At 44.7% G+C, this 21748-nt stretch carries 17 protein-coding genes and 2 pseudogenes; 10 read left to right on the forward strand and 9 right to left on the reverse strand.

Annotation, left to right across the window (positions count from 1 at the left end):
* The coding region (locus ACK5MF_RS10780; RefSeq protein ID WP_416920405.1) for a hypothetical protein at window positions 1–235 on the forward strand (235 nt) is incomplete at its 5' end.
* Between the two features lie 54 nt (window positions 236–289).
* Here ACK5MF_RS10780 and gyrB read toward each other — a convergent pair.
* From gyrB to dnaA, 4 genes are all read right to left on the reverse strand, one after another.
* A complete protein-coding gene (gyrB, locus tag ACK5MF_RS10785) occupies window positions 290–2707 on the reverse strand; it encodes a DNA topoisomerase (ATP-hydrolyzing) subunit B (protein WP_416922068.1) in 2418 nt (805 codons plus the stop codon).
* A 19-nt stretch (window positions 2708–2726) separates the two neighbouring features.
* Window positions 2727–3806 carry a DNA replication/repair protein RecF gene (gene recF / locus ACK5MF_RS10790; RefSeq protein WP_416922070.1) on the reverse strand — a complete coding sequence of 360 codons (1080 nt, stop codon included), beginning with the start codon at window positions 3804–3806 and terminating at the stop codon, window positions 2727–2729.
* 38 nt (window positions 3807–3844) lie between these two features.
* Window positions 3845–4945: a DNA polymerase III subunit beta gene (gene dnaN, locus ACK5MF_RS10795; RefSeq protein ID WP_416922072.1), complete on the reverse strand. Its 1101-nt coding sequence runs from the start codon at window positions 4943–4945 to the stop codon at window positions 3845–3847.
* A 94-nt stretch (window positions 4946–5039) separates the two neighbouring features.
* Window positions 5040–6443 (reverse strand): chromosomal replication initiator protein DnaA, encoded by a 1404-nt coding sequence (gene dnaA / locus ACK5MF_RS10800; RefSeq protein ID WP_416922074.1) that lies wholly within the window; start codon window positions 6441–6443, stop codon window positions 5040–5042.
* 807 nt (window positions 6444–7250) lie between these two features.
* Here dnaA and rpmH point away from each other — a divergent pair.
* The 5 genes from rpmH (at window position 7251) to mnmE (ending at window position 11086) form a co-directional block, all read left to right on the forward strand.
* A complete protein-coding gene (gene rpmH / locus ACK5MF_RS10805) occupies window positions 7251–7388 on the forward strand; it encodes a 50S ribosomal protein L34 (protein ID WP_416922076.1) in 138 nt (45 codons plus the stop codon).
* 46 nt (window positions 7389–7434) lie between these two features.
* Window positions 7435–7758 carry a ribonuclease P protein component gene (gene rnpA / locus ACK5MF_RS10810; protein ID WP_246201029.1) on the forward strand — a complete coding sequence of 108 codons (324 nt, stop codon included), beginning with the start codon at window positions 7435–7437 and terminating at the stop codon, window positions 7756–7758.
* Window positions 7725–7982, forward strand: coding sequence for a membrane protein insertion efficiency factor YidD (gene yidD / locus ACK5MF_RS10815; RefSeq protein ID WP_081878773.1), 258 nt, complete (start codon window positions 7725–7727; stop codon window positions 7980–7982). Before rnpA ends, yidD begins: the two co-directional genes overlap by 34 nt.
* Before the next feature lie 2 nt (window positions 7983–7984).
* The gene (gene yidC / locus ACK5MF_RS10820; protein WP_416922079.1) at window positions 7985–9607 is read left to right on the forward strand and encodes a membrane protein insertase YidC; all 1623 of its coding nucleotides are present in this window, start codon (window positions 7985–7987) and stop codon (window positions 9605–9607) included.
* 99 nt (window positions 9608–9706) lie between these two features.
* Window positions 9707–11086, forward strand: a complete 1380-nt coding sequence (gene mnmE, locus ACK5MF_RS10825) for a tRNA uridine-5-carboxymethylaminomethyl(34) synthesis GTPase MnmE (protein WP_416922081.1) — start codon at window positions 9707–9709, stop codon at window positions 11084–11086.
* A gap of 57 nt (window positions 11087–11143) precedes the next feature.
* Here the strand turns inward: mnmE and rhuM are convergent.
* Window positions 11144–11808: pseudogene (gene rhuM / locus ACK5MF_RS10830) on the reverse strand (RhuM family protein).
* 337 nt (window positions 11809–12145) lie between these two features.
* Between rhuM and mioC the strand changes: the two are divergent.
* Complete coding sequence (gene mioC, locus ACK5MF_RS10835; protein WP_416922083.1) at window positions 12146–12580, forward strand: FMN-binding protein MioC; 435 nt, start codon at window positions 12146–12148, stop codon at window positions 12578–12580.
* A 240-nt stretch (window positions 12581–12820) separates the two neighbouring features.
* Here the strand turns inward: mioC and ACK5MF_RS10840 are convergent, their stop codons facing one another.
* The 4 genes from ACK5MF_RS10840 to proV form a co-directional block, all read right to left on the reverse strand.
* Window positions 12821–14170, reverse strand: coding sequence for a magnesium transporter (locus ACK5MF_RS10840; protein ID WP_416922085.1), 1350 nt, complete (start codon window positions 14168–14170; stop codon window positions 12821–12823).
* Window positions 14171–14653: 483 nt separating this feature from the next.
* A complete protein-coding gene (proX, locus tag ACK5MF_RS10845) occupies window positions 14654–15661 on the reverse strand; it encodes a glycine betaine/L-proline ABC transporter substrate-binding protein ProX (protein ID WP_416922087.1) in 1008 nt (335 codons plus the stop codon).
* Window positions 15658–16770, reverse strand: a complete 1113-nt coding sequence (proW, locus tag ACK5MF_RS10850; RefSeq protein WP_416922089.1) for a glycine betaine/L-proline ABC transporter permease ProW — start codon at window positions 16768–16770, stop codon at window positions 15658–15660. The genes proX and proW overlap by 4 nt, the downstream gene beginning before the upstream one ends.
* 2 nt (window positions 16771–16772) lie before the next feature.
* On the reverse strand, window positions 16773–17960 hold the full coding sequence (proV, locus tag ACK5MF_RS10855; protein WP_416922091.1) for a glycine betaine/L-proline ABC transporter ATP-binding protein ProV: 1188 nt from the start codon (window positions 17958–17960) through the stop codon (window positions 16773–16775).
* Between the two features lie 506 nt (window positions 17961–18466).
* On the opposite strand from proV, the gene speA reads away from it, so the two are divergent.
* The 3 genes and pseudogenes from speA to ACK5MF_RS10870 all read left to right on the forward strand — a co-directional run.
* Window positions 18467–20377: an arginine decarboxylase gene (gene speA / locus ACK5MF_RS10860; protein ID WP_416922092.1), complete on the forward strand. Its 1911-nt coding sequence runs from the start codon at window positions 18467–18469 to the stop codon at window positions 20375–20377.
* Window positions 20378–21304: an agmatinase gene (gene speB, locus ACK5MF_RS10865; RefSeq protein ID WP_416922094.1), complete on the forward strand. Its 927-nt coding sequence runs from the start codon at window positions 20378–20380 to the stop codon at window positions 21302–21304.
* A gap of 313 nt (window positions 21305–21617) precedes the next feature.
* Window positions 21618–21748 (forward strand): annotated as a pseudogene (locus tag ACK5MF_RS10870) (IS110 family transposase); the annotation flags it as partial.

Below are 21748 nucleotides of genomic sequence, written 5' to 3' on the forward strand. Positions count from 1 at the left end.
CAGTCCGCTTAGAATCAGCTTTAAACTTGGATTTAAAGTCGTTCTTTATGATTACACGGCCATCTGTCGAACTAAAAATCTTCAGTCACTCCCCGCGCGTTTAAAAGATTTAACCGAGTCATTACGGGAGTTTATTATGCCAAAGCAAGACCGCCCAAATTATGAACGGGCGGTCAAGATAAAACCTATCAAATTCCCGTTGAAGAGCTCACGAAAAAAGAAAGAGAACTCTTAAACGAACAGCATTGAGCCTTCGCTGGAATGACGGAAAGGACTTTGTTGGTAATGTTTACACATCTAGGTTAGCTACTTTCAGCGCGTTGTTCTCGATGAACGCACGACGAGGTTCAACCTGGTCACCCATCAGTGTGGTAAACAGTTCGTCAGCACCAACCGCATCTTCAATGGTTACTTGCATCATACGACGAGTCTCTGGGTCCATGGTGGTTTCCCAAAGCTGATCTGGGTTCATCTCACCAAGACCTTTGTATCGTTGCAGAGACAGACCACGGCGAGACTCTTTGATCAGCCAATCAAGCGCTGAAGCAAAGCTGTCAACAGGCTGTGTACGCTCACCACGTTTGATGTATGCACCGTTTTCAATCAAGCCATGCAGTGCTTCTGATGTATCAGCGAGTTTGCCGTACTCTTTTGAGTTCAGCAGATCAATACTGATTAAGTATTCGTAGGTGACACCATGTGTACGAACCACCAGTTTAGGCGCATATAGGCTTTGTTCAGCATTGTGCTCGACTTGGTAGCTGTATTGGCTAGCACCCGACTCTTTCGCATTTAGCTGCTCAATCAGCACTTTAGTCCATGTATCCACAGCCGCTTGATCTTTACACTGTTCCGCCGTTAAACGAGGCACATACATAAACTCTTGCACCAGAGCATAAGGGTAACGACGGCTCATTCGGCCAATCAGTTTCACCGCAGCATTGTATTGTTGAACAAGCTGTTCAAGTGGCGCGCCCGCTAATGCAGGCGCATCGGCGTTAACGTGCAGTTCAGCACCATCCAGAGCAAGAGAAACCTGGTATTGTTCCATTGCATCTTCATCTTTGATGTACTGCTCTTGCTTACCTTTCTTCACTTTGTAAAGTGGTGGCTGAGCAATATAGATATAGCCACGCTCAATCAGCTCGGGCATTTGACTGTAGATGAAAGTCAACAGTAGCGTACGAATGTGCGAACCGTCGACGTCAGCATCGGTGATGATGATGATGTTGTGGTAACGCAGTTTGTCTGGGTTGTACTCATCGCGACCGATACCACAACCTAATGCCGTGATCAGCGTTGCCACTTCCTGAGAAGAAAGCATCTTATCAAAACGGGCTTTTTCAACGTTTAGGATCTTACCTTTCAGCGGCAGAATCGCTTGGTTCTTACGGTTACGTCCCTGCTTGGCTGATCCGCCAGCAGAGTCCCCTTCCACTATGTATAGTTCAGACAGTGCAGGGTCTTTTTCCTGACAGTCAGCCAGTTTACCAGGCAGACCAGCAAGGTCTAACGCGCCTTTACGACGCGTCATTTCACGAGCTTTACGCGCCGCTTCACGAGCACGTGCCGCATCGATGATTTTGCTACACACCATTTTCGCTTCAGAAGGATGCTCAGCAAGGAACTCGTTCAGTTTCTCACCCATTGCCGATTCAACCGCAGCTTTCACTTCAGAGGAAACCAGTTTGTCTTTGGTTTGGCTTGAGAATTTTGGATCTGGCACTTTTACCGAAACCACCGCAGTCAAACCTTCACGCGCATCATCACCCGACGTCGCTGTTTTGGCTTTCTTGCTGTAGCCTTCTTTGTCCATGTAAGTATTTAGTGTACGCGTTAACGCGGCACGGAAACCAGCTAAGTGAGTACCACCATCGCGCTGTGGGATGTTGTTGGTAAAGCAGTAAATACCTTCTTGGAAGCCGTCGTTCCATTGCATTGCCACTTCAACACTAATACCATCTTCACGCTCTGCGTTAAAGTGGAACACTTTCTCATGAATTGGCGTCTTGTTACGGTTTAGGTGAGTAACAAATGCCTGAATACCGCCTTCATACATAAAGTGGTCTTGCTTATCTTCTTCACGGTCGTCAATCAGTCTGATTGATACACCAGAGTTGAGGAAGGAAAGTTCACGTAGACGTTTGGCAAGAATATCGTAATGGAATTCGATATTGGTGAATGTATCTGCACTTGGCCAGAAGCGTACTGTCGTACCGGTTTTTTCCGTATCACCCACCACGCTGAGTGGCGCTTGAGGCACCCCATGGTGATAGGTTTGAGTATGGATGTGACCACCGCGGTAAATCGTCAGAAGTACTTTTTCGGAGAGTGCGTTAACGACTGACACACCGACACCGTGCAGACCACCTGATACTTTATAAGAGTTATCATCGAACTTACCACCCGCGTGCAGTACCGTCATGATAACTTCAGCGGCAGAGACTTTCTCTTCTGGGTGAAGCTCGGTTGGAATACCACGACCATCATCGCTAACCGATACTGAGTTATCTTCGTGAATAGTAACGATGATGTCTTTACAGTGACCTGCTAACGCTTCATCTATCGAGTTATCCACCACCTCAAAAACCATGTGGTGTAGACCGGTGCCATCATCAGTGTCGCCGATGTACATACCTGGACGTTTACGTACCGCGTCCAGACCCTTTAGTACCTTAATACTCGATGAATCGTAATTATTCGACATGAGTTACTCTCTGACTAAATTATCCTTGCTCTATTGTGCCATGTTCCACATGAAACATCTTGCTGTTTGGCTCGACCATGTCGGCAACTTGGCTTTGGGTAATAGAACTTACAAAAACTTGAGCCTGCGTCGCCTTCAAGCAATCGGCAAGACGTTTACGACGCTGGCTATCGAGTTCGGAAGCAAAATCATCTATTAAGTAGATGCATTGTTTCCCGGTCAACTCCGTTAAGTGTTGGCCCTGTGCGACACGGAGTGCACACACCATTAATTTCAGTTGCCCCCGTGAAAGTACATCTTCCACCGGAGTACCGTTAACTTTTATCTTCAAATCCGCTTTATTTGGACCACTAAAAGTGTAGCCAAGCTGTTGATCACGTTCGAAGTTTTTTTCTAATATCTGCTGGTATGGGGTCTCTTTATCCCAACCGCGATAGTACTTTACCGCAATATCGAACTCCGGTAAAAACGTGCGGCATAACTCTTCTGCGACCACTTTCATTTGTTCGACGTAAGTTCGGCGCCATTGGTCAATATTTTCAGCCAACAAGGCCAATTCCTGATCCCAATAACTCAGCTCACGGTAGCTGGTCGCTGTTTTGAGTAATGCATTACGCTGTTTACTTAACCGCTTAAATCTTCCCCATGCATCATAGAATGCCGGCTGCGAATGAAACACCCCCCAATCAATAAATGATCGACGTTGCTTCGGCCCATCGGTTAATAAATCAAAGCCTTCCGGATGAATCAACTGCAAAGGTAACACTTGCGCCAACTGCGCCAATTTTTGCCCAGATTGACCGCCTATTTTAACCTCAGTTGAACCGTCGCGCTGCTTATTAATACCAATCGGTAACTCAAATTGATCCGATGTCAAAAAACGCCCGTGAACAAACAGTTCTGAGCACTCATTTTGAATCACTCGGCCAGTGAGCGAACTTTTAAAAGAGCGACCATGTCCGAGCAAATAAATCGCTTCCAAAACGCTGGTTTTACCACTGCCATTGACACCAATAAGAAAGTTAAAGCCTGATGACAATGAAATATCACAGGCTTTAATATTACGAAATTGCTGAATAACCAGACGCGTAAGCGGCATAGCGCGAACTTAAATCCTTAACTCTTAATGACAAATAGTTACAGACGAATAGGCATTACAACGTACATCGCGCTGTCATCTTCGGCATTTTCCACCAGCGCACTGGCGTTAGCATCTGACATCGAGATACGTACGTTATCACAACGAAGAGTATTCAACACATCGAGGATGTAGCTTACATTGAAGCCGATCTCAATCGCATCACCTGCGAAGTTCACATCTAATACTTCTTCCGCTTCTTCCTGTTCGGGGTTATTGGCCGTAATGCGCATTTCGCTGTCCGCCAAATTCACTCGTACACCACGGAATTTTTCATTCGACAGAATAGCAGCACGTGAAAAACACTGACGTAATTCATCACAGTTAGCAAGTAAAACTTTGTTGGTACTTTGCGGCATTACGCGGCGATAATCAGGAAAACGACCATCAACCAGCTTAGAGGTGAAAACAAAGTTGTTCACATCCGCACGCAGGTTTGAACTACCAATTTGCAGCACCACAGATTGTTCAGGCGCATCCAGTAGCTTGACCAGCTCCAGTACCCCTTTACGCGGCAGGATGATTTGCTTATGCGCAAAATCAGCGCCAAGCTCCGTTTGAGAAACCGCCATACGGTGACCATCGGTCGCCACGGAACGCAGCGTACTGCCATCAATTTCAAACAGCATACCGTTTAGATAATAGCGCACATCCTGGTTTGCCATAGAAAACTGCGTTTTCTCTATCAGAGCACGAAGTTCTGCCTGAGTGAGGGAAATTTCAACTTCACTTTGCCAATCTTCGATATTAGGGAAATCATTGGCGGGCAAGGTTGCCAGTGAGAAACGGCTACGACCAGAGCGCAATTGAATACGGTCGCCGTCTAACACCACAGTGATCACGGCTGAATCTGGCAAGCCACGGCAGATATCAAGAAATTTACGCGCAGGAACAGTAATACTACCCGCTTCAAAATCGCCTTCCAACGTCACTCGACTGATCAGTTCAACTTCTAAATCCGTTGCCGTCATCGACAATTGATTATCTTCAACCTTAATCAACAAGTTACCTAATATAGGCAGTGATGAGCGACCACCTAAAGTGCCCGATACCTGTTGCAGAGGTTTAATGAAGTGGCTACGTTCGATAGTAAATTTCATAGTGTGCTCTTAAACGATAGACGGATTAACGACGCGAAATCAGCGCAAGCCCAAATTAGCGCAAACTCTCACGTTAGCGCAGACTATAGCGCAATTATGATGAAAGCGTACGAATCAAGTTAGAGTAGTCTTCTTTTATGTCGTGACTCTCTTCGCGCAGTTGCTCGATTTTACGACAGGCATGAAGCACAGTGGTATGGTCTCGGCCACCGAAAGCATCACCAATTTCTGGCAAGCTGTGGTTGGTGAGTTCTTTCGCTAACGCCATAGCTAACTGACGAGGACGCGCAACAGAACGTGAACGACGTTTTGACAGTAAATCCGCCATTTTAATTTTGTAGTACTCTGCAACTGTCTTTTGAATATTATCAATGGTGACCAGCTTTTCTTGCAGAGCCAGTAAGTCACGCAGCGCTTCACGCACAAAATCAATGGTAATTGGCCGACCAGTAAAGTTGGCATTGGCGATAACACGGTTGAGTGCCCCTTCCAGCTCACGAACGTTTGAACGCAGACGTTTCGCAATAAAGAACGCCACTTCATCCGGCAGATGAATTTGGTGATCTTCGGCTTTTTTCATCAAAATCGCCACGCGAGTTTCTAGCTCTGGCGGCTCAATCGCCACCGTCAGACCCCAACCGAAACGAGATTTCAGGCGATCTTCTACCCCATTGATCTCTTTTGGATAACGGTCAGAAGTTAAGATGATTTGCTGATTACCTTCCAACAACGCGTTAAAGGTATGGAAGAACTCTTCCTGAGAGCGCTCTTTATTGGCAAAGAATTGAATATCATCGATCAATAACGCATCAACGCTACGGTAGTAACGTTTAAATTCTTCAATCGCGTTATTTTGCAGTGCTTTAACCATGTCCTGAACGAAACGCTCTGAATGCATGTAAACCACTTTGGCATTCGGTTTATTATCAACAATCGCGTTACCCACAGCATGAAGCAAGTGAGTTTTACCCAGACCGGTGCCACCGTATAAGAAGAGTGGGTTATACGCAGCCCCCGGGTTATCAGCGACCTGACGAGCCGCAGCCAAACCCAATTGGTTTGATTTACCTTCAACGAAGTTATTGAACTTATGCTTAGGGTTAACGTTTGAGCGATAAGTGATGTCGGTTTCAACCGACTCGTCATCCCATGTTTTGTGAACAGGGCGACGCTGAGCTAGTTGAGCTGGTGCAGATGATTCTGCTGCCACATCCGCAGCTGAACGAACCGGTGCGGGTTTAGCGGCGACAACAGGCTTACTGCCCACTTCAAAACGCAAGCTTGGTACGTCGTTACCACAATACTCTCTCAACAATAAGTTGATATTATTGATGTATTTATCGCGAACCCAGTCAAGCACGAAGCGGTTAGGAGCAAACAAAGTGAGAGTATTATCATTGAGCTCCGCCTGTAACGGACGAACCCACATGCTGAATTCTGCTGCTGGTAATTCTTCTTGAAGCTGTTGCAAGCATTGCAACCAAAGCGAAGATGACACGGTGCTCTCACTCTAATCCGATGATCGATAAAGACTGATAATTCTACCTGTTGATAACTAAGATCGCCAGTAATTGTTCGAAGATCCAGTGAATAAGATCAAAGTTATTCACAATATTTTCTGCCTCGTCGTCTAGATCTACATAAATTTCCCCAACTTTACCCACATATCCATAGTTTTTTGTAAGTTATCCCAGAAATTTAAATTGACGATCAACGCCAAATTGATGCTTTTTACCAGACAACATACCAAGTTGTTGCAAGGTTAACCGTGATAACTTACCGCTATCCGATCTAAACCCTGTTTATCTTTGACGGACATAAAAGGTGAAAAAACAGCGCCATCAAGGAAAAATTTATTCACACCCCTGCTCAAATCATTTCATCCCGAAACAAAGTTAGTAAACACTTACTCAATAAAGCTTATAGTATCATCACTATTGATGATCTCTTCATTTATTCGCGATGTATTGGATCGTCATTTTCCACAGGATATATCCGCTCACTCACAACTTCTTCACTGGGCAACTCGCTGATCCCGCATTTCGATCGACGCTGATCCTTGAGATTTTATAGAGACTCCGTATAATCGCCCGACCGGAAAACCCGCAGCCTAGTTTTCTTATTAATTTGAGAAATTGAACAAGACTTCGGCAAACCCAATCATTGACACCTTTTGTGACAGTGATTACAATTCCGCCTCTTTGTTGAGAGGCGTCGGATAGTCCTTTCTTTATATAAAGAGAAGACACAAAGCCCACGCCGGGTTTAACAAACCTAAAAACTACTGATCAGTAAGGTATTTACAATGAGCAAACGCACTTTTCAACCTACAGTTCTAAAGCGCAAGCGTACTCACGGTTTCCGTGCTCGCATGGCGACAGAGAACGGTCGTAAAGTAATTAATGCACGTCGTGCAAAAGGCCGTAAGCGCCTTTCAAAATAATCCTTAAATTATTTTGAGTACGTACGCATTCAATCGGGAGTTACGCTTGTTAACTCCCGAGCATTATAAAAATGTCTTTCAGCAAGCTCATCGAGCTGGCTCTCCTCATTTCACAATCATTGCCCGCAACAATAATCTTTCGCACCCTCGTTTAGGTTTAGCTGTTCCAAAAAAACAAATTAAAACTGCCGTCGGTCGTAACCGCTTTAAGCGTTTATCAAGAGAGAGTTTTCGCCTTCAACAACACAAACTTCCTAATAAAGATTTTGTTGTAATTGCGAAAAAGAGCGCGCAAGATTTGAGCAATGAAGAACTGTTTACTTTGTTCGAAAAGTTATGGCAACGCCTATCTCGCCCTTCACGTGGATAGCCATTGGTTTAGTAAAACTTTACCAATGGACGATTAGTCCGCTTATCGGCCCTCGCTGCCGGTTTACTCCAACCTGTTCGTCATATGCTATAGAAGCACTGAGAGTTCACGGTTTTGTAAAAGGGTGTTGGTTATCTGGCAAACGTCTATTAAAATGCCACCCTTTGAATGAAGGCGGGTTTGACCCCGTTCCACCGATCCAAAAACACGACAGAGATAATTAACGATGGATTCTCAACGTAATATCCTGTTAATCGCTTTAGCTCTGGTTTCTTTTTTACTCTTCCAACAATGGCAAGTAGCTAAGAACCCAGCTCCGCAAGTGGTTGAACAGGCTCAATCAGGCAATACAGCACCTGCACCATCATTTGCAGATGAGTTTGACCCGGCACCGCCTCAAACGAATGCTGTGGCAAAAACGATTACCGTTACTTCAGATGTACTAACTCTGTCTATCGACACAGTTGGCGGTGATGTCGTTTCTGCAAAACTAAACCAGTATGCAGAAGAACTGGATTCAGAGACTCCATTCCAACTACTTAAAAATGAGCAAGGCCATCAGTTTATTGCTCAAAGTGGCTTGATCGGTCCTCAAGGTATCGACCTGAGCAGCACGACTCGTCCAAATTATCATGTTGATGCTGACAGCTTTACGCTAGCAGACGGTCAGGACGAACTTCGCGTTCCAATGACGTATTCAGCAAACGGTATTGACTACACTAAGACTTTCATCATCAAACGTGACAGCTATGCCATTGATGTTGAATTCAACGTTGTCAACCATTCTGCTAACAACGCGACTATGGGCATGTACGCACACCTACGTCAAAATCTACAAGATGCTGGTGGTAGCTTAGCAATGCCAACTTACCGTGGCGGTGCATACTCAAGTGAAGATACTCGTTACAAAAAGTACAGTTTCGACGATATGCAAGATCGTAACCTGTCGATCAACCTACCAAACGGTACCGGTTGGGCAGCGATGATCCAACACTACTTCGCAACAGCGTGGATTCCACGTGATGAAGCAGGTACTAACATCTATTCACGTATTATCGGTAACTTAGGTGATATCGGTATTCGTATGCCAAACAAAACCTTGGCTGATGGTACTCAAGAAACCTTTAAATCAACCCTATGGGTGGGTCCAAAACTGCAAGACAAGATGGCGGAAGTCGCTCCTAGCCTTGATTTGGTAGTGGACTACGGTTGGTTATGGTTCATTGCAAAACCGCTTCACTCACTGCTTTCGTTCATTCAAGGCATCGTAGTGAACTGGGGTCTGGCAATCATGTGTCTAACCTTCATCGTTCGTGGTGCGATGTACCCGCTAACCAAAGCACAGTACACATCAATGGCAAAAATGCGCATGCTGCAACCGAAACTGCAAGCAATGCGTGAGCGTATTGGCGACGACCGTCAACGCATGAGCCAAGAGATGATGGAACTGTACAAAACTGAAAAAGTAAACCCACTGGGTGGCTGTTTACCTATCTTCCTGCAAATGCCTATTTTCATCTCGCTATACTGGGCACTGATGGAATCGGTTGAGCTACGTCATTCACCATTCTTTGGCTGGATTCATGACTTATCTGCACAAGATCCATACTACATCCTACCGATCCTGATGGGTGCAAGTATGTTTATGATCCAGAAAATGAGTCCGACAACGGTGACGGACCCAATGCAACAGAAGATCATGACTTTCATGCCGGTGATGTTCACCTTCTTCTTCCTGTTCTTCCCTTCAGGTCTGGTTCTTTACTGGTTGGTATCGAACATCGTGACTCTGATCCAGCAGACTCTTATTTATAAGAATCTGGAGAAGAAAGGCTTGCACTCCAAGTAATCAATGATGAATAAGCAAAGGCGGCCAAAAGGTCGCCTTTTTGTTTGTTGCTGATTACAATGACGCTAATTCAATAAAAGTATCTAGGTAACATCTGTTATGACCACTGATAGCCTTGTTTTTCAAGAGACGATTGTTGCGCAAGCAACAGCCCCGGGACGAGGCGGTGTCGGTATTATCCGCGTCTCAGGTCCAAAAGCGGCTCAGGTTGCTTTACAAGTAACGGGACGCACACTAAAACCGCGCTATGCGGAATACCTGCCATTCAAAGATGAAAACGGTCTGGAACTTGACCAAGGCATTGCGCTTTACTTCCCTAACCCACACTCATTTACTGGTGAAGATGTATTAGAGTTGCAAGGACATGGCGGCCCAGTCGTGATGGATATGCTGATAAAACGTATCTTAACCATTTCAGGCGTACGCCCAGCTCGCCCCGGAGAGTTCTCAGAGCGCGCGTTCCTCAATGACAAAATGGACTTAACCCAGGCAGAAGCCATTGCAGACCTAATTGACGCCAGTTCAGAACAAGCGGCTAAATCGGCACTGCAATCGCTGCAAGGTCAGTTCTCACAACGTATTAATAGGCTGGTGGAGTCACTTATTCATCTGCGCATCTATGTAGAAGCGGCGATCGATTTTCCTGAAGAAGAAATTGATTTTCTGGCTGACGGTAAGGTTGCCACCGATCTACAAGCGATCATCGATAACCTTAACGCCGTACGTAAAGAAGCCAACCAAGGCGCGATTTTACGTGAAGGGATGAAAGTAGTGATTGCTGGTCGCCCTAATGCCGGTAAATCCAGCCTACTTAACGCTTTATCTGGTAAAGAATCGGCGATTGTTACCGACATCGCCGGTACCACTCGCGATGTACTGCGCGAACATATTCATATCGACGGCATGCCACTACACATCATTGATACCGCAGGCCTGCGTGAAGCTTCGGACGAAGTGGAAAAAATCGGTATCGAGCGCGCCTGGGACGAAATCAAACAGGCTGATCGTGTGCTGTTTATGGTCGATGGCACCACAACCGACGCCACCAACCCTGAAGATATTTGGCCAGACTTTGTTGATCGCCTGCCTGACACTATGGGCATGACAGTGATCCGCAATAAAGTGGATCAAACTGGTGAGACGCTGGGGATTTGCCATGTGAGTACGCCAACATTGATCCGTCTTTCAGCGAAGACAGGCGAAGGTGTAGAAGCTCTGAGAACACACTTAAAAGAGTGTATGGGTTTTTCTGGCAACCAAGAGGGTGGCTTTATGGCGCGTCGTCGCCACCTCGATGCCCTTGAAAGAGCCGCTGAGCACTTAACCATAGGCCAGCAGCAACTCGAAGGTTACATGGCAGGAGAAATCCTCGCGGAAGAGCTGCGTATTACTCAGCAGCACTTAAATGAAATTACCGGAGAGTTCAGCTCAGACGATCTATTGGGGCGAATTTTTTCTTCTTTCTGTATTGGGAAGTAACATACACCACAAGGCTCAGATCTGATCTTATTCTAGATCAGACCTGCTCTTTGGCGGCTATTTATCTTTTTTGATCATGGCATTGAGTGCAGCAATATTAGCTTGCGATCCTTCGGCTTCTTTTAAACGGCGACGTTGCTGGGCAAAGCTCTCAAACTCCAATTTCGCTTTGTCATCAGCGTCTTTCTTGGATATTTTTCCTGCACCGTTTAATACATCTCTATCGTTAAAACTCAAGAACTGGTCAAGCTTATCGGCCCAATCCTGTAAAAATACCTGCTTGCGACGCAGTGCTTGGTCTTCGGCAAAGTCGAGCCACATATTGACGATGCGATTAAGCTCTTTGATTTCATCTTCACGCAGATAGTTCTTGGCAACAGTAACGTCAGTCTTGCGAACTTCATCGTCTTTATAGCTGGTTAAGCCCATATCCGGCTTACTGGCATCCGCACGGCTGGCAATCAGCTCAGCAGGCGTGTACCTTCTAATCGAACTATCCGGAATTTCCGGATGGTTGCGTTTTGTACAAGCTCCCCCTCGTTGTAGATATTGATTAGATGCTCGTTGATTGTGCGAACGTCTTTATCATAAAGCTCAGCCATTACAGCCTGAGAAAGCCACAAGGTGTCCGACTCAAAGCGGCACTCTACACGAGTTTGACCATCGGCACTGGTAAATAGGACAAACTCACCTTGTGGGGCTTGTGGGAAATTATCTTCCATTTAATCAAACTATTACGTTATTAATGAGTATTAAAATCGCACAGAAAAAGTCTCAGTTAAATCTTTAGCCATCTTAGTTCTTCTAAAGCGCCGCCCTCTGCTTCATCATATCAAAACATATCTTGCATATCGCTATAACCATATTCACAGTTTAACAGGACAGATATCCCACTTTTAAAATACTGAAAATCCCCTAGAATGGGTTCTTCCAGGGCAAAACCTAACAAAAGGTTGCACTCCACATGTGCAGCAATAGCTTTCTAACACTTTGAGTGGTTTTACATTTTTAGTTTCTGTATCGGGAAATAAACAATATTGGTAAATAAAGCGGAGCGCTATGATCCATATAATTACAGGCAGTACCCTTGGTGGTGCAGAATACGTGGGTGATCATCTGAGTGACTTGTTGCAACAGCAGTCATTGGCAACAACGATCCACAACCAACCAGCATTTGCAGATATTCCTGCGCAAGGAACATGGTTAATCATTACTTCAACTCATGGCGCAGGTGATTATCCCGATAATATTCAGCCATTTATCACTGCATTACAAAATACTCCACCAAAAACCGACAACTTAAAATTTGCCGTGATTGCGATTGGGGATTCCAGTTACGATACTTTCTGCGCTGCAGGTAAACATGCGTATGCATTGCTTGAAGATATTGGTGCTACGCCACTATCAGAGTGCTTTACCATTGATATTCAACAGCATCCGGTTCCTGAAGATGCGGCCGAAGAGTGGCTGCAAAGCATCATCCACCAGCTTTAAATCACTTTACTTGTGAATAAAAAGCAGCAAAAAGCTAATGCCAATCAGTTAAGAAAATCCTCGTTCCCATGCTCTGCGTGGGAATGCATATTTAACTCACAGAAAGTCAAATTCACTGCCTATTTAGGCTCCGGTATGCATTCCCACGGGGGACCGTGGGAACGATAATTCTGTCTTTTTGAGCTTAACTGACAGGCATTACAGAGTGCTCTGACCTTTTCTATATTGATAAGTGATTGACTACAGCATGACAATGCTGGCCGTGCCTAAGAAAGCAAAGAAACCAACCACATCAGTGACCGTCGTTAAGATCACCGAACCCGCCAGCGCAGGGTCTAATTCAAACTTGTCGAGAATAATCGGAATGAGTACGCCGAAAAACGCAGCTGTAACTATGTTTACCACAATCGCTAATGCAATGGTTCCACCAATGAGTGGTGACTGAAACCAGAGCGCTGCGATTGCGCCGATGATTAGCGCCCATAACAGTCCGTTGATAGAACCGATCCCTACTTCATTTTTGAGCAGAGCAAAGCGGTTACCAACAGTGATCTGATTGAGCGCCATTGCTCGAACCATCAGAGTGAGTGTCTGGCTTCCGGCAATACCACCCATAGAGGCGACAATCGGCATCAGTACGGCCAGTGCCACCACTTCAGAGATAACGTCCTCAAACATACCGATGGTGATTGAAGCTAATATAGCAGTGATTAAGTTAATGCCTAACCAAACTCCACGACGTTTAGAACTTCGCACAATAGGTGCGAACAGATCATCACCTTCATCCATACCGGTACCCGCCATGAGACGAGCTTCGTAAATCTCACGTTGCGTTCCGAGTGCAAACTGCCAGTTAATAATGCCGATTAATGTGCCGTCGTCATTGACAACGGGAACCATAGGAAGCGTTGCATGTTCGAGCATTTCAACGCCTTCGGATAGCGTTAAGTGAGCATTGATTAGTGTGATGTCTTCCAACACCAGTGTCTTAACTCGTTCCGTTGCATCAGCCAACAAAATGTCACTGTAAGCAACCACACCGATGAACTTTTTCTTTTTGTTGATTAAATAAATATATTGAGGAGACTCATAATGATATTTATCCAATAACATTTTGGCACGAGCCACGGTGATACTAAAGGGTATCGTATATACCTTTCGGTCTGCCCAGTGACCAATTTCATCATCAGCGAACTCGTTTGCCTGGTCATAAAGCTCTAACTCGTCACGACTGATTAAACGTAGTGCATCGGTGACAATGTCGTCGGGAAGTGAATCTTCCCATTCAATAAGAGATAAGTTATCCAGTTTGGCTAATGTCAGCTTTAGCTCTATTTCTGAAAGACTTTTAATAACAGAAATACGCACATCAGCACGCATCTCGGTCAATACATCAATGTGCATTTCCAGTGGCAAGCTACGCCACATCCTGACACGTTGCTCGACAGGGAAAGCTTCGAAAATAAGCGCAACAGAGCCAGAATCTAGGGTATTTTCGACCAATTCGCTTAATAGGCTAATTTGCTGCTGGTCATCTTCTGCTTTCGCCAGCATTTCAATGTGTTGTGCTAAGTCTTGATATTCGCTCAACGTGTAACTCCGATTAGCCAAGGCTATCAATTGTGTTATCAGTGCCGTGAATGGCACGTATTGTGTAGGCGGGATGTCAATTATCGATAAATATGGATATCCAGCCGTTATCCTAGCGTGGTTAACTTACCATATTCTTTTTAAAAGCATGGCTGTTTTTGAGGTGCGTTCGGTATAAATTTTTGTGTCACTGCTTAAAACGTGGGCATCGAATTGAAATGCATACAGTTGGCTAACAAAAATGTTTCAAATTTAACGGCATTACATAAAACACCACCGAGCTATTGATGGCTCGGCGGGAATATTTATTAATATTCAGTTTCTATACTCAAACTACTTGAAGTTGCAGATAAGCGGCAAGTGAGCGAATCCCCATGAGCATAGATAAGCTATGTGATTGGGGTGAGCGAGCGCAGCCAACACCGCTGCAGATTCAAGTAGGAAGAGTATATTTTGTTGATCCAATCAATGCAGTGAATAGCATTACATCGCGGCTTTCTTAGCGCTTTCTATCCATGAATCAAACAACTTCTGATTAGTCTTAATCCAACCATTGGCATGAGCTTCGATATCTTTTGCTGAGTTGTGACCTTGGCTCATCATCATGTTTTCGGCGCTGACGTCGTTGATGTTCACCTTCATTATCTCAAATAGTTTCGCAGCAGCAGGGTTTGCTTGAGCAAATTCTTTATTTGCCATGATTTTCATCGAGTTCATTTCAAATCCATAGTTTTTACCATTTGGTAAAGCCGTATCGACGTTTGAACGCTCACCCGGAAGTGAAGAGAAAGGAACCTCAAGCCAAATCACATCTTTGCCCGGAACCAAAACGCCACTCACCCAATATGGTGTCCATGTGTAATACAAAATTGGGTCGCCTTTTTTATAGCGAGAAATGGTATCAGCAATGATTGCCGCATAATTGCCCTGGTTATGGGTGATGGTGTCACGTAAGCCAAATACGCCTAACTGATGTTCAATCACACCTTCACAACCCCAACCGGGATTACATCCGGTTAAGTCCGCTTTGCCATCGTCATTAGCATCAAATAACTTGGCAATTTTAGGGTCTTTGAGCTGCGCAATATTGGTGATGTTGTACTGTTCGGCGGTTTTTTTATCAATCAGATAACCCTGAGCTGCACCCGAGATATAGTTGCCTTTACGGTAGAACTTATCGTACCCGCCAGAGGCTTCGAATTTATCATCATGTAAGGGTTGCCAGTTAACTGCTAAATAAGTCGCGTCACCTTCGGCGATGGAAGTGTAGCCGACGTTATAGTCTACTTCTTTGATTGGTTTTACTTCGTAACCTAACGCTTCCATCGCCTTGTTAACGATGAGAGTCTGGAATGTTTCCTCCGCGACCGTTGATTGTAGCGGTTGGACTGAAATGCCTTCTCCTGGCAAAGATGCGGCATAAACCGATGAGCTGACCATTGAGCTCACAGCCAGACTGCTGCTAATTAAAGCCTTCCATGTCAATTTCATTTCTGTTCTCCTAGTTTTTCGTTTCTATGTGTCAGTTTTTGCCCAATACGGTATACAAAAGACACCGGACCTGTCTGATACCAGTGACTTCTGGATTCCCGGCTTTCACTGCCTATTCTCTGTGTGATGCGGTCGAGAAGAATCGCCAAAATAACAATGCCTAGTCCGCCTACTGCCGCAAGTCCCATATCTAAACGACCGATTCCGCGAAGCACCATTTGACCGAGTCCACCAACGGCAATCATTGACGCAATTACCACCATAGAAAGTGACAACATCAGTGTCTGGTTGATACCGGCCATGATGGTTGGCATAGCAAGCGGCAACTGAATTCGATACAGCATCTGTTTTGGGCTGGCGCCAAAGGCGTGCCCTGCTTCAATAAGTTCATCCGGTACTTGCTGAATACCTAAAATGGTTAAACGAACGATGGGCGGCAGGGCGAAGATAATGGTGACAACGACTCCCGGTACATTACCGATACCAAATAGCATCACAATCGGTACTAAATAGACGAATGCGGGTGTGGTTTGCATTGCGTCTAAAATTGGCCGTATGACTTTGGCGGCGGTATTACTTCTGGCAAGCCAAATACCCATTGGCAATCCAATTAGCAGACAGAAAAAAACAGAGGTCATGACCAACGCCAGTGTGACCATTGCTTGATCCCATGCACCGATAAAACCGATCACCAGCAGAGAGAAAAAGGTGCTAATGCCTAAACGAGATCCTGCAAACTGCCATGCTAATAGGAATAGAATAAGCAGCATGATAGGCGCAGGAGTAGAAACCAACGCACCTTCGAATGAACTCAAAATGAAGTCTATCGGTACTCTGATCGCTTGAAACAACGGGCGTCCGTGTGTGACCAGCCAGTTAAGTGCAGTTTCAACCCAGTGATCAAATGGAATAATGGCGTCTTTGAAAGGGTGCATCCAGTCAAATGATTCAGGTTGTACCTGTGCGGCATTAAGCCAATCACTACCAGAAGTCGTTGAAGTCGTCGCTGTTGACCAAGGATCGCTGTTTGCTGTATCGGTTGCTGACTGTGTTGCGGCTCCCCATGGGTTGGCTGTTTCCGGAGCGTTAGAAACATTTTCTATAGCCATGTTTATTCCCTGTCTAAAGTTTGAAGTAAGCGAGATTTGGTAATAACACCAAAATACTGTCCCTGATCGTCAACGACGGGTACGGCATAAGGTACTTCAGCGACCTGGCTGATCAGATCACCGACTGAAACATCAGGGTGTATAGTGATAGTGTTATCAAGCAGGGCACTGCTGAGGGAGCGTTGCGCTTTTTTTGCTTCATTTAAACTATTAATCGAAACAATACCGCTGTATTTGTTGGACCTGTCAACGACAATGCCAAATTCTCGGTCATTATCTAATAGCAACTGCAGTGCGGCTGCCGGACCATCATTGTCGTGCTTTTTAAATACGGCTGCCGGTTTTTTGCGGGCAATATCTTTAGCGCTAAATACCGACGCAACGTTGACACCGCGAAAGAATGAACTGACGTATTCGTTTGCAGGGTTATGCAAAATTTCATCGGGTGTGCCCACTTGAACGACGACACCATCTTGCATGATGGCAATGCGATCTCCAATTCGCATTGCTTCATCCAAATCATGAGAGATGAATACAATGGTTCGTTTGTCATCATTTTGCAGGCGAATTAATTCATCTTGCATTTCGGCTCTGATTAATGGATCGAGTGCGGAAAATGCTTCATCCATTAATAGTATGTCGGGGTCGTTTGCAAGGGTGCGAGCGAGTCCCACCCGCTGCTTCATTCCACCCGATAATTCATCAGGGTAAGAGTCGCAATAAGCTTCTAGTCCTACTCGCTGTAATGCGTTCTTGGCGCTCTGATGTCTGATTGATTGCTCAATACCTGCCAGTTCCAGGCCGAATGCTGCGTTTTCTAGCACAGTCATATGAGGCATGAGAGCGAAGTTTTGAAATACCATAGAAATGTTTTGACGACGAACTAATCTCAGTTCCTGCTCTGAGATATGAGCAATGTCCTTGCCTTTTATCAGAACGTTACCTTTTGTTGGCTCTATTAAGCGGTTAAGTAATCGAACTAATGTTGATTTTCCTGAGCCTGATAAACCCATTATGACGAAGATTTCGCCTTGGTTAACACTTAGCGAGACGTCTTTGACGCCCACTGTGAGACCCGTCTGTTCAAAAATTTCATCTTTAGTTAACCCTCGATTTATCAGGGCAAAAGCTTCTTCTGGAGATTCGCCAAATACTTTGTAGAGGTTCCTGACCTCCAGCATGGTAGACATGATTTTTATCCTTGTTACTTTACTTTTTTAGGCGCAAATTAAGACGCAAATATCGAAATATTTGTTAGTACACTAACTATTAATTTGCCTGATATCAAGGGTGTAAATGGCTCTGCTGCTTATATTTATTGCTTAAATGTCTGTTTATAAAGTTAATTTTTTATTTGCAATTCTTTCAAATTAATTTGAGAAGGAATGTTTTGTATGGAAAATAAATAAATGAAAAGGTAGGGTGTAATCGCAAAAAAAAAAAGCGCGAGTTTTGTGCGATTAAGCTGGCTAGATTTTGTCTAAAAACCCTCGAAATTGGAGACTTTTGAAACAACACATTTGCGTTTTTTTTACTAACATTTATCAGGTGTACAGAAACAACAAAAGTTTGTCTTAACGACAAATTATTATGATTAGACATACCCCCTGTTTTGTCCGATAAAGCGCGTGACATTTAGGGTGTCAGGCGTGGCTCTTGAAGCCACTTCATTCTCTCTTAGTGTGTGAGATTAAATGTGGAACAATCATCTAAATTAGATCGCGTACGTGCTGATTATAACGTTCATTATTGGAGCCAAGGTTTCTTCGGAATAGATAACCAAGGTGAAATCTATGTGTCACCAAGGAAAGATGGCCAATATCAAACGCAATTGAGTTCAATTGTGAGTCAGCTCGAAACACGCGGTTTGAATTTACCGGTGCTTGTTCGTTTTCCTCAAATCCTGCATCAACGTGTTCATAACATTTGTGACGCATTCAACCAGGCCATTGATGAATACGATTACCCGAACAAATATCTGCTGGTTTACCCAATCAAGGTTAACCAACAGCGTGAAGTCGTTGATGAAATCTTAGCGAGCCAATCTCAGCTAGAGACCAAACAACTGGGTTTGGAAGCGGGCAGTAAGCCAGAATTATTAGCAGTACTTGCAATGGCACAACAAGCAAGTTCTGTCATTGTGTGTAACGGTTATAAAGACCGTGAGTACATGCGTCTTGCGTTGATCGGCGAAAAGCTTGGTCACAAAGTATTTATCGTACTAGAGAAGCTTTCTGAGCTTGATTTAGTACTGAAAGAAGCACAAAGCTTAGGTGTTAAACCTCGCTTAGGTATCCGTATTCGTCTTGCATCACAAGGTGCGGGTAAATGGCAATCAAGCGGTGGCGAAAAATCTAAGTTTGGTTTAGCGGCTTCTCAGGTGTTGTCTGTTATTGAGCGCTTGAAAGCAGAAAATCAACTTGATGCGCTGCAACTGGTGCATTTTCACTTAGGTTCGCAAATGGCGAATATTCGCGACGTGCGTAACGGCGTGAACGAGTCGGCTCGTTTTTACTGTGAACTTCGTGAACTGGGCGCAGACATTCAATATTTTGACGTCGGTGGCGGTTTGGCTGTCGACTACGACGGTACGCGTAGCCAATCTTCAAACTCAATGAACTACGGTTTGGCGGAGTATGCTCGCAACATCGTAAGCACGGTGAGTGATGTATGTAACTTATACCATCAACCAAAGCCAACCATTATTTCGGAATCAGGTCGTTCGGTGACGGCACATCACGCCGTTCTGATCACTAACGTAATTGGCACAGAGGGTTACACGCCAGAGTCGATTGCTGCACCAGAAGCGGAGGCACCAACGCTACTACAAAATATGTGGCGTAGTTGGGAAACTCTGAATGATGATACTGACGCTCGTGCATTGATAGAAATTTATAACGATACGCAAAGTGATCTGAATGAAGCTCATACGCTGTTCTCAACAGGCGTAATTAACCTGCAACATCATGCTTGGGTAGAACAACTTTCGCTGCGTATTTATCATGAACTACGTTTGAAAATGAGTGCGAAAAACCGTTTTCATCGACCGATTTTAGACCAGTTGCAAGAGCGTTTGGCTGATAAGTTCTTCGTCAACTTTTCACTGTTCCAATCGTTACCAGATGCATGGGGTATCGATCAGGTGTTTCCTGTTCTGCCGCTGTCTAACTTGCAGAATGTCGAAGATCGCCGCGCGGTAATGTTGGATATTACTTGTGATTCAGACGGTGCGGTTGAGCAATACGTTGAAGGTCAGGGCATTGAGACCACGCTGCCCGTACCTGCGTGGTCAAAAGATACCTCTTACTTAATGGGCTTTTTCCTCGTGGGTGCATACCAAGAAATCCTTGGTGATATGCATAACCTGTTTGGTGATACTCACAGTGCGGTTGTGAATATTACCGACGAAGGAGAATCAGAGATCACTTTCATCAATGAAGGTGACACGGTTGAGGATATGATGCGTTACGTGCATATCGACGTTGACGCAATTAGAGCTAATTACCGTCAGTTGGTGTCTCAGCGTGTCGCTGAAAACGAGCAGCAAGACGTGTTAGCTGAATTAGAGCATGGTTTAAATGGTTATACCTATTTGGAGGATTTTTAATTGAATGATTTGTTTACTAAAACGGATTATTCATTGTATTCAAATGCAATGACGTTCCTTCGCCAGCCATACCAGAGAGATCCGCTAGAATCGGATGCTGATGTTGTGGTGCTAGGCGTGCCTTTGGATATGGCGACTTCTGGTCGACCTGGTGCTCGTATGGGGCCAGATGCGATTCGTCGCGCCTCAGTTAACTTAGCGTGGGAAGGTAAAAAATTCCCATGGGATTTTAATCTGTTCAAACGCATCAAGTTAGTGGATGCCGGTGACTTGGTGTTTGACTGTGGTGACGCGGAAGACTTCACTTACCGCCTAGAAGCGGCGACCAGTGAAATTCTTAAAACGGGTAAAACAGTTTTGGCATTAGGTGGCGACCACTTCATCACTTTGCCGATCCTTCGTGCCTACGCGAAACATTATGGTGAAATGGCGCTGATTCATTTTGACGCGCACACGGATACTTATGCAAATGGTAGTGCATATGACCACGGCACTATGTTTTATCATGCGCCAAAAGAGGGTTTAATCTCTCCTCGTCATTCGGTTCAAGTGGGTATTCGTACTGAGTACAAACAGGAAGGCCACGGCTTCAACGTTATCAATGCGATGCAAGCGAACGATATGTCTGCGGACGAAATCGTAGAGCAAATTCGTGGCATCGTTGGTGATAAACCCGTGTACCTGACGTTCGATATTGACTGTTTAGACCCTGCATTTGCACCGGGTACAGGTACACCAGTCTGTGGCGGCTTAACTTCGGATAAAATTCTCAAGGTTATCCGTGCACTGAAAGGTATTAACCTGATCGGTATGGATGTAGTAGAAGTGTCGCCACCGTATGACCAAAGTGATTTAACATCACTTGCCGGTGCGACGATTGCGCTAGAGTTACTTTACGTTTGGGCTTCGAACTCTGAGCGTGAATAACGGTTATTGGTAAATCTGCGACAAGTACTAGCGATCAAGTTATCAGTAACCAAGTATTAGCAACTAAGTATTATCGATAAATTGTTTAAGCCGAAAAATGTGAATTTTTCGGCTTTCTTGCATTTGTCGCGCGCGATAATTATCCCATTCACTGATTAATACCATCCTTGGCTCAGAGGGTTTGCTTATCGATACCCATTCACTGATCAGAAAGTTTTCCAGAATAATGGAATGGACCCTCTCTACCTAATCGGCTTCAAATGAGCCATATTGATTGATGAAAAGACAACCAATAACAGTAAGAGAGGATCCTATGACAAGCGTAACAGTCGGTTTAGATACAGCCAAATCTATTTTTCATGTTGTAGAGAAAAATTCGTCTGGTCGCATACTAAAAAAAGCCAAGCTAACTAGAAATCAATTAGTTAACTACTTTTCCAATAA

The sequence above is a fragment of the Vibrio sp. genome, assembly GCF_047973365.1.
GTDB lineage: Bacteria > Pseudomonadota > Gammaproteobacteria > Enterobacterales > Vibrionaceae > Vibrio.

Coding starts and splice junctions, on each gene's coding strand:
- gyrB (WP_416922068.1), bottom strand. CDS start 2,707: ATGTCGAATAATTACGATTCATCGAGTATTAAGGTACTAAAGGGTCTG.
- recF (WP_416922070.1), bottom strand. CDS start 3,806: ATGCCGCTTACGCGTCTGGTTATTCAGCAATTTCGTAATATTAAAGCC.
- dnaN (WP_416922072.1), bottom strand. CDS start 4,945: ATGAAATTTACTATCGAACGTAGCCACTTCATTAAACCTCTGCAACAG.
- rpmH (WP_416922076.1), top strand. CDS start 7,251: ATGAGCAAACGCACTTTTCAACCTACAGTTCTAAAGCGCAAGCGTACT.
- yidD (WP_081878773.1), top strand. CDS start 7,725: ATGGCAACGCCTATCTCGCCCTTCACGTGGATAGCCATTGGTTTAGTA.
- yidC (WP_416922079.1), top strand. CDS start 7,985: ATGGATTCTCAACGTAATATCCTGTTAATCGCTTTAGCTCTGGTTTCT.
- mnmE (WP_416922081.1), top strand. CDS start 9,707: ATGACCACTGATAGCCTTGTTTTTCAAGAGACGATTGTTGCGCAAGCA.
- mioC (WP_416922083.1), top strand. CDS start 12,146: ATGATCCATATAATTACAGGCAGTACCCTTGGTGGTGCAGAATACGTG.
- proX (WP_416922087.1), bottom strand. CDS start 15,661: ATGAAATTGACATGGAAGGCTTTAATTAGCAGCAGTCTGGCTGTGAGC.
- proW (WP_416922089.1), bottom strand. CDS start 16,770: ATGGCTATAGAAAATGTTTCTAACGCTCCGGAAACAGCCAACCCATGG.
- proV (WP_416922091.1), bottom strand. CDS start 17,960: ATGTCTACCATGCTGGAGGTCAGGAACCTCTACAAAGTATTTGGCGAA.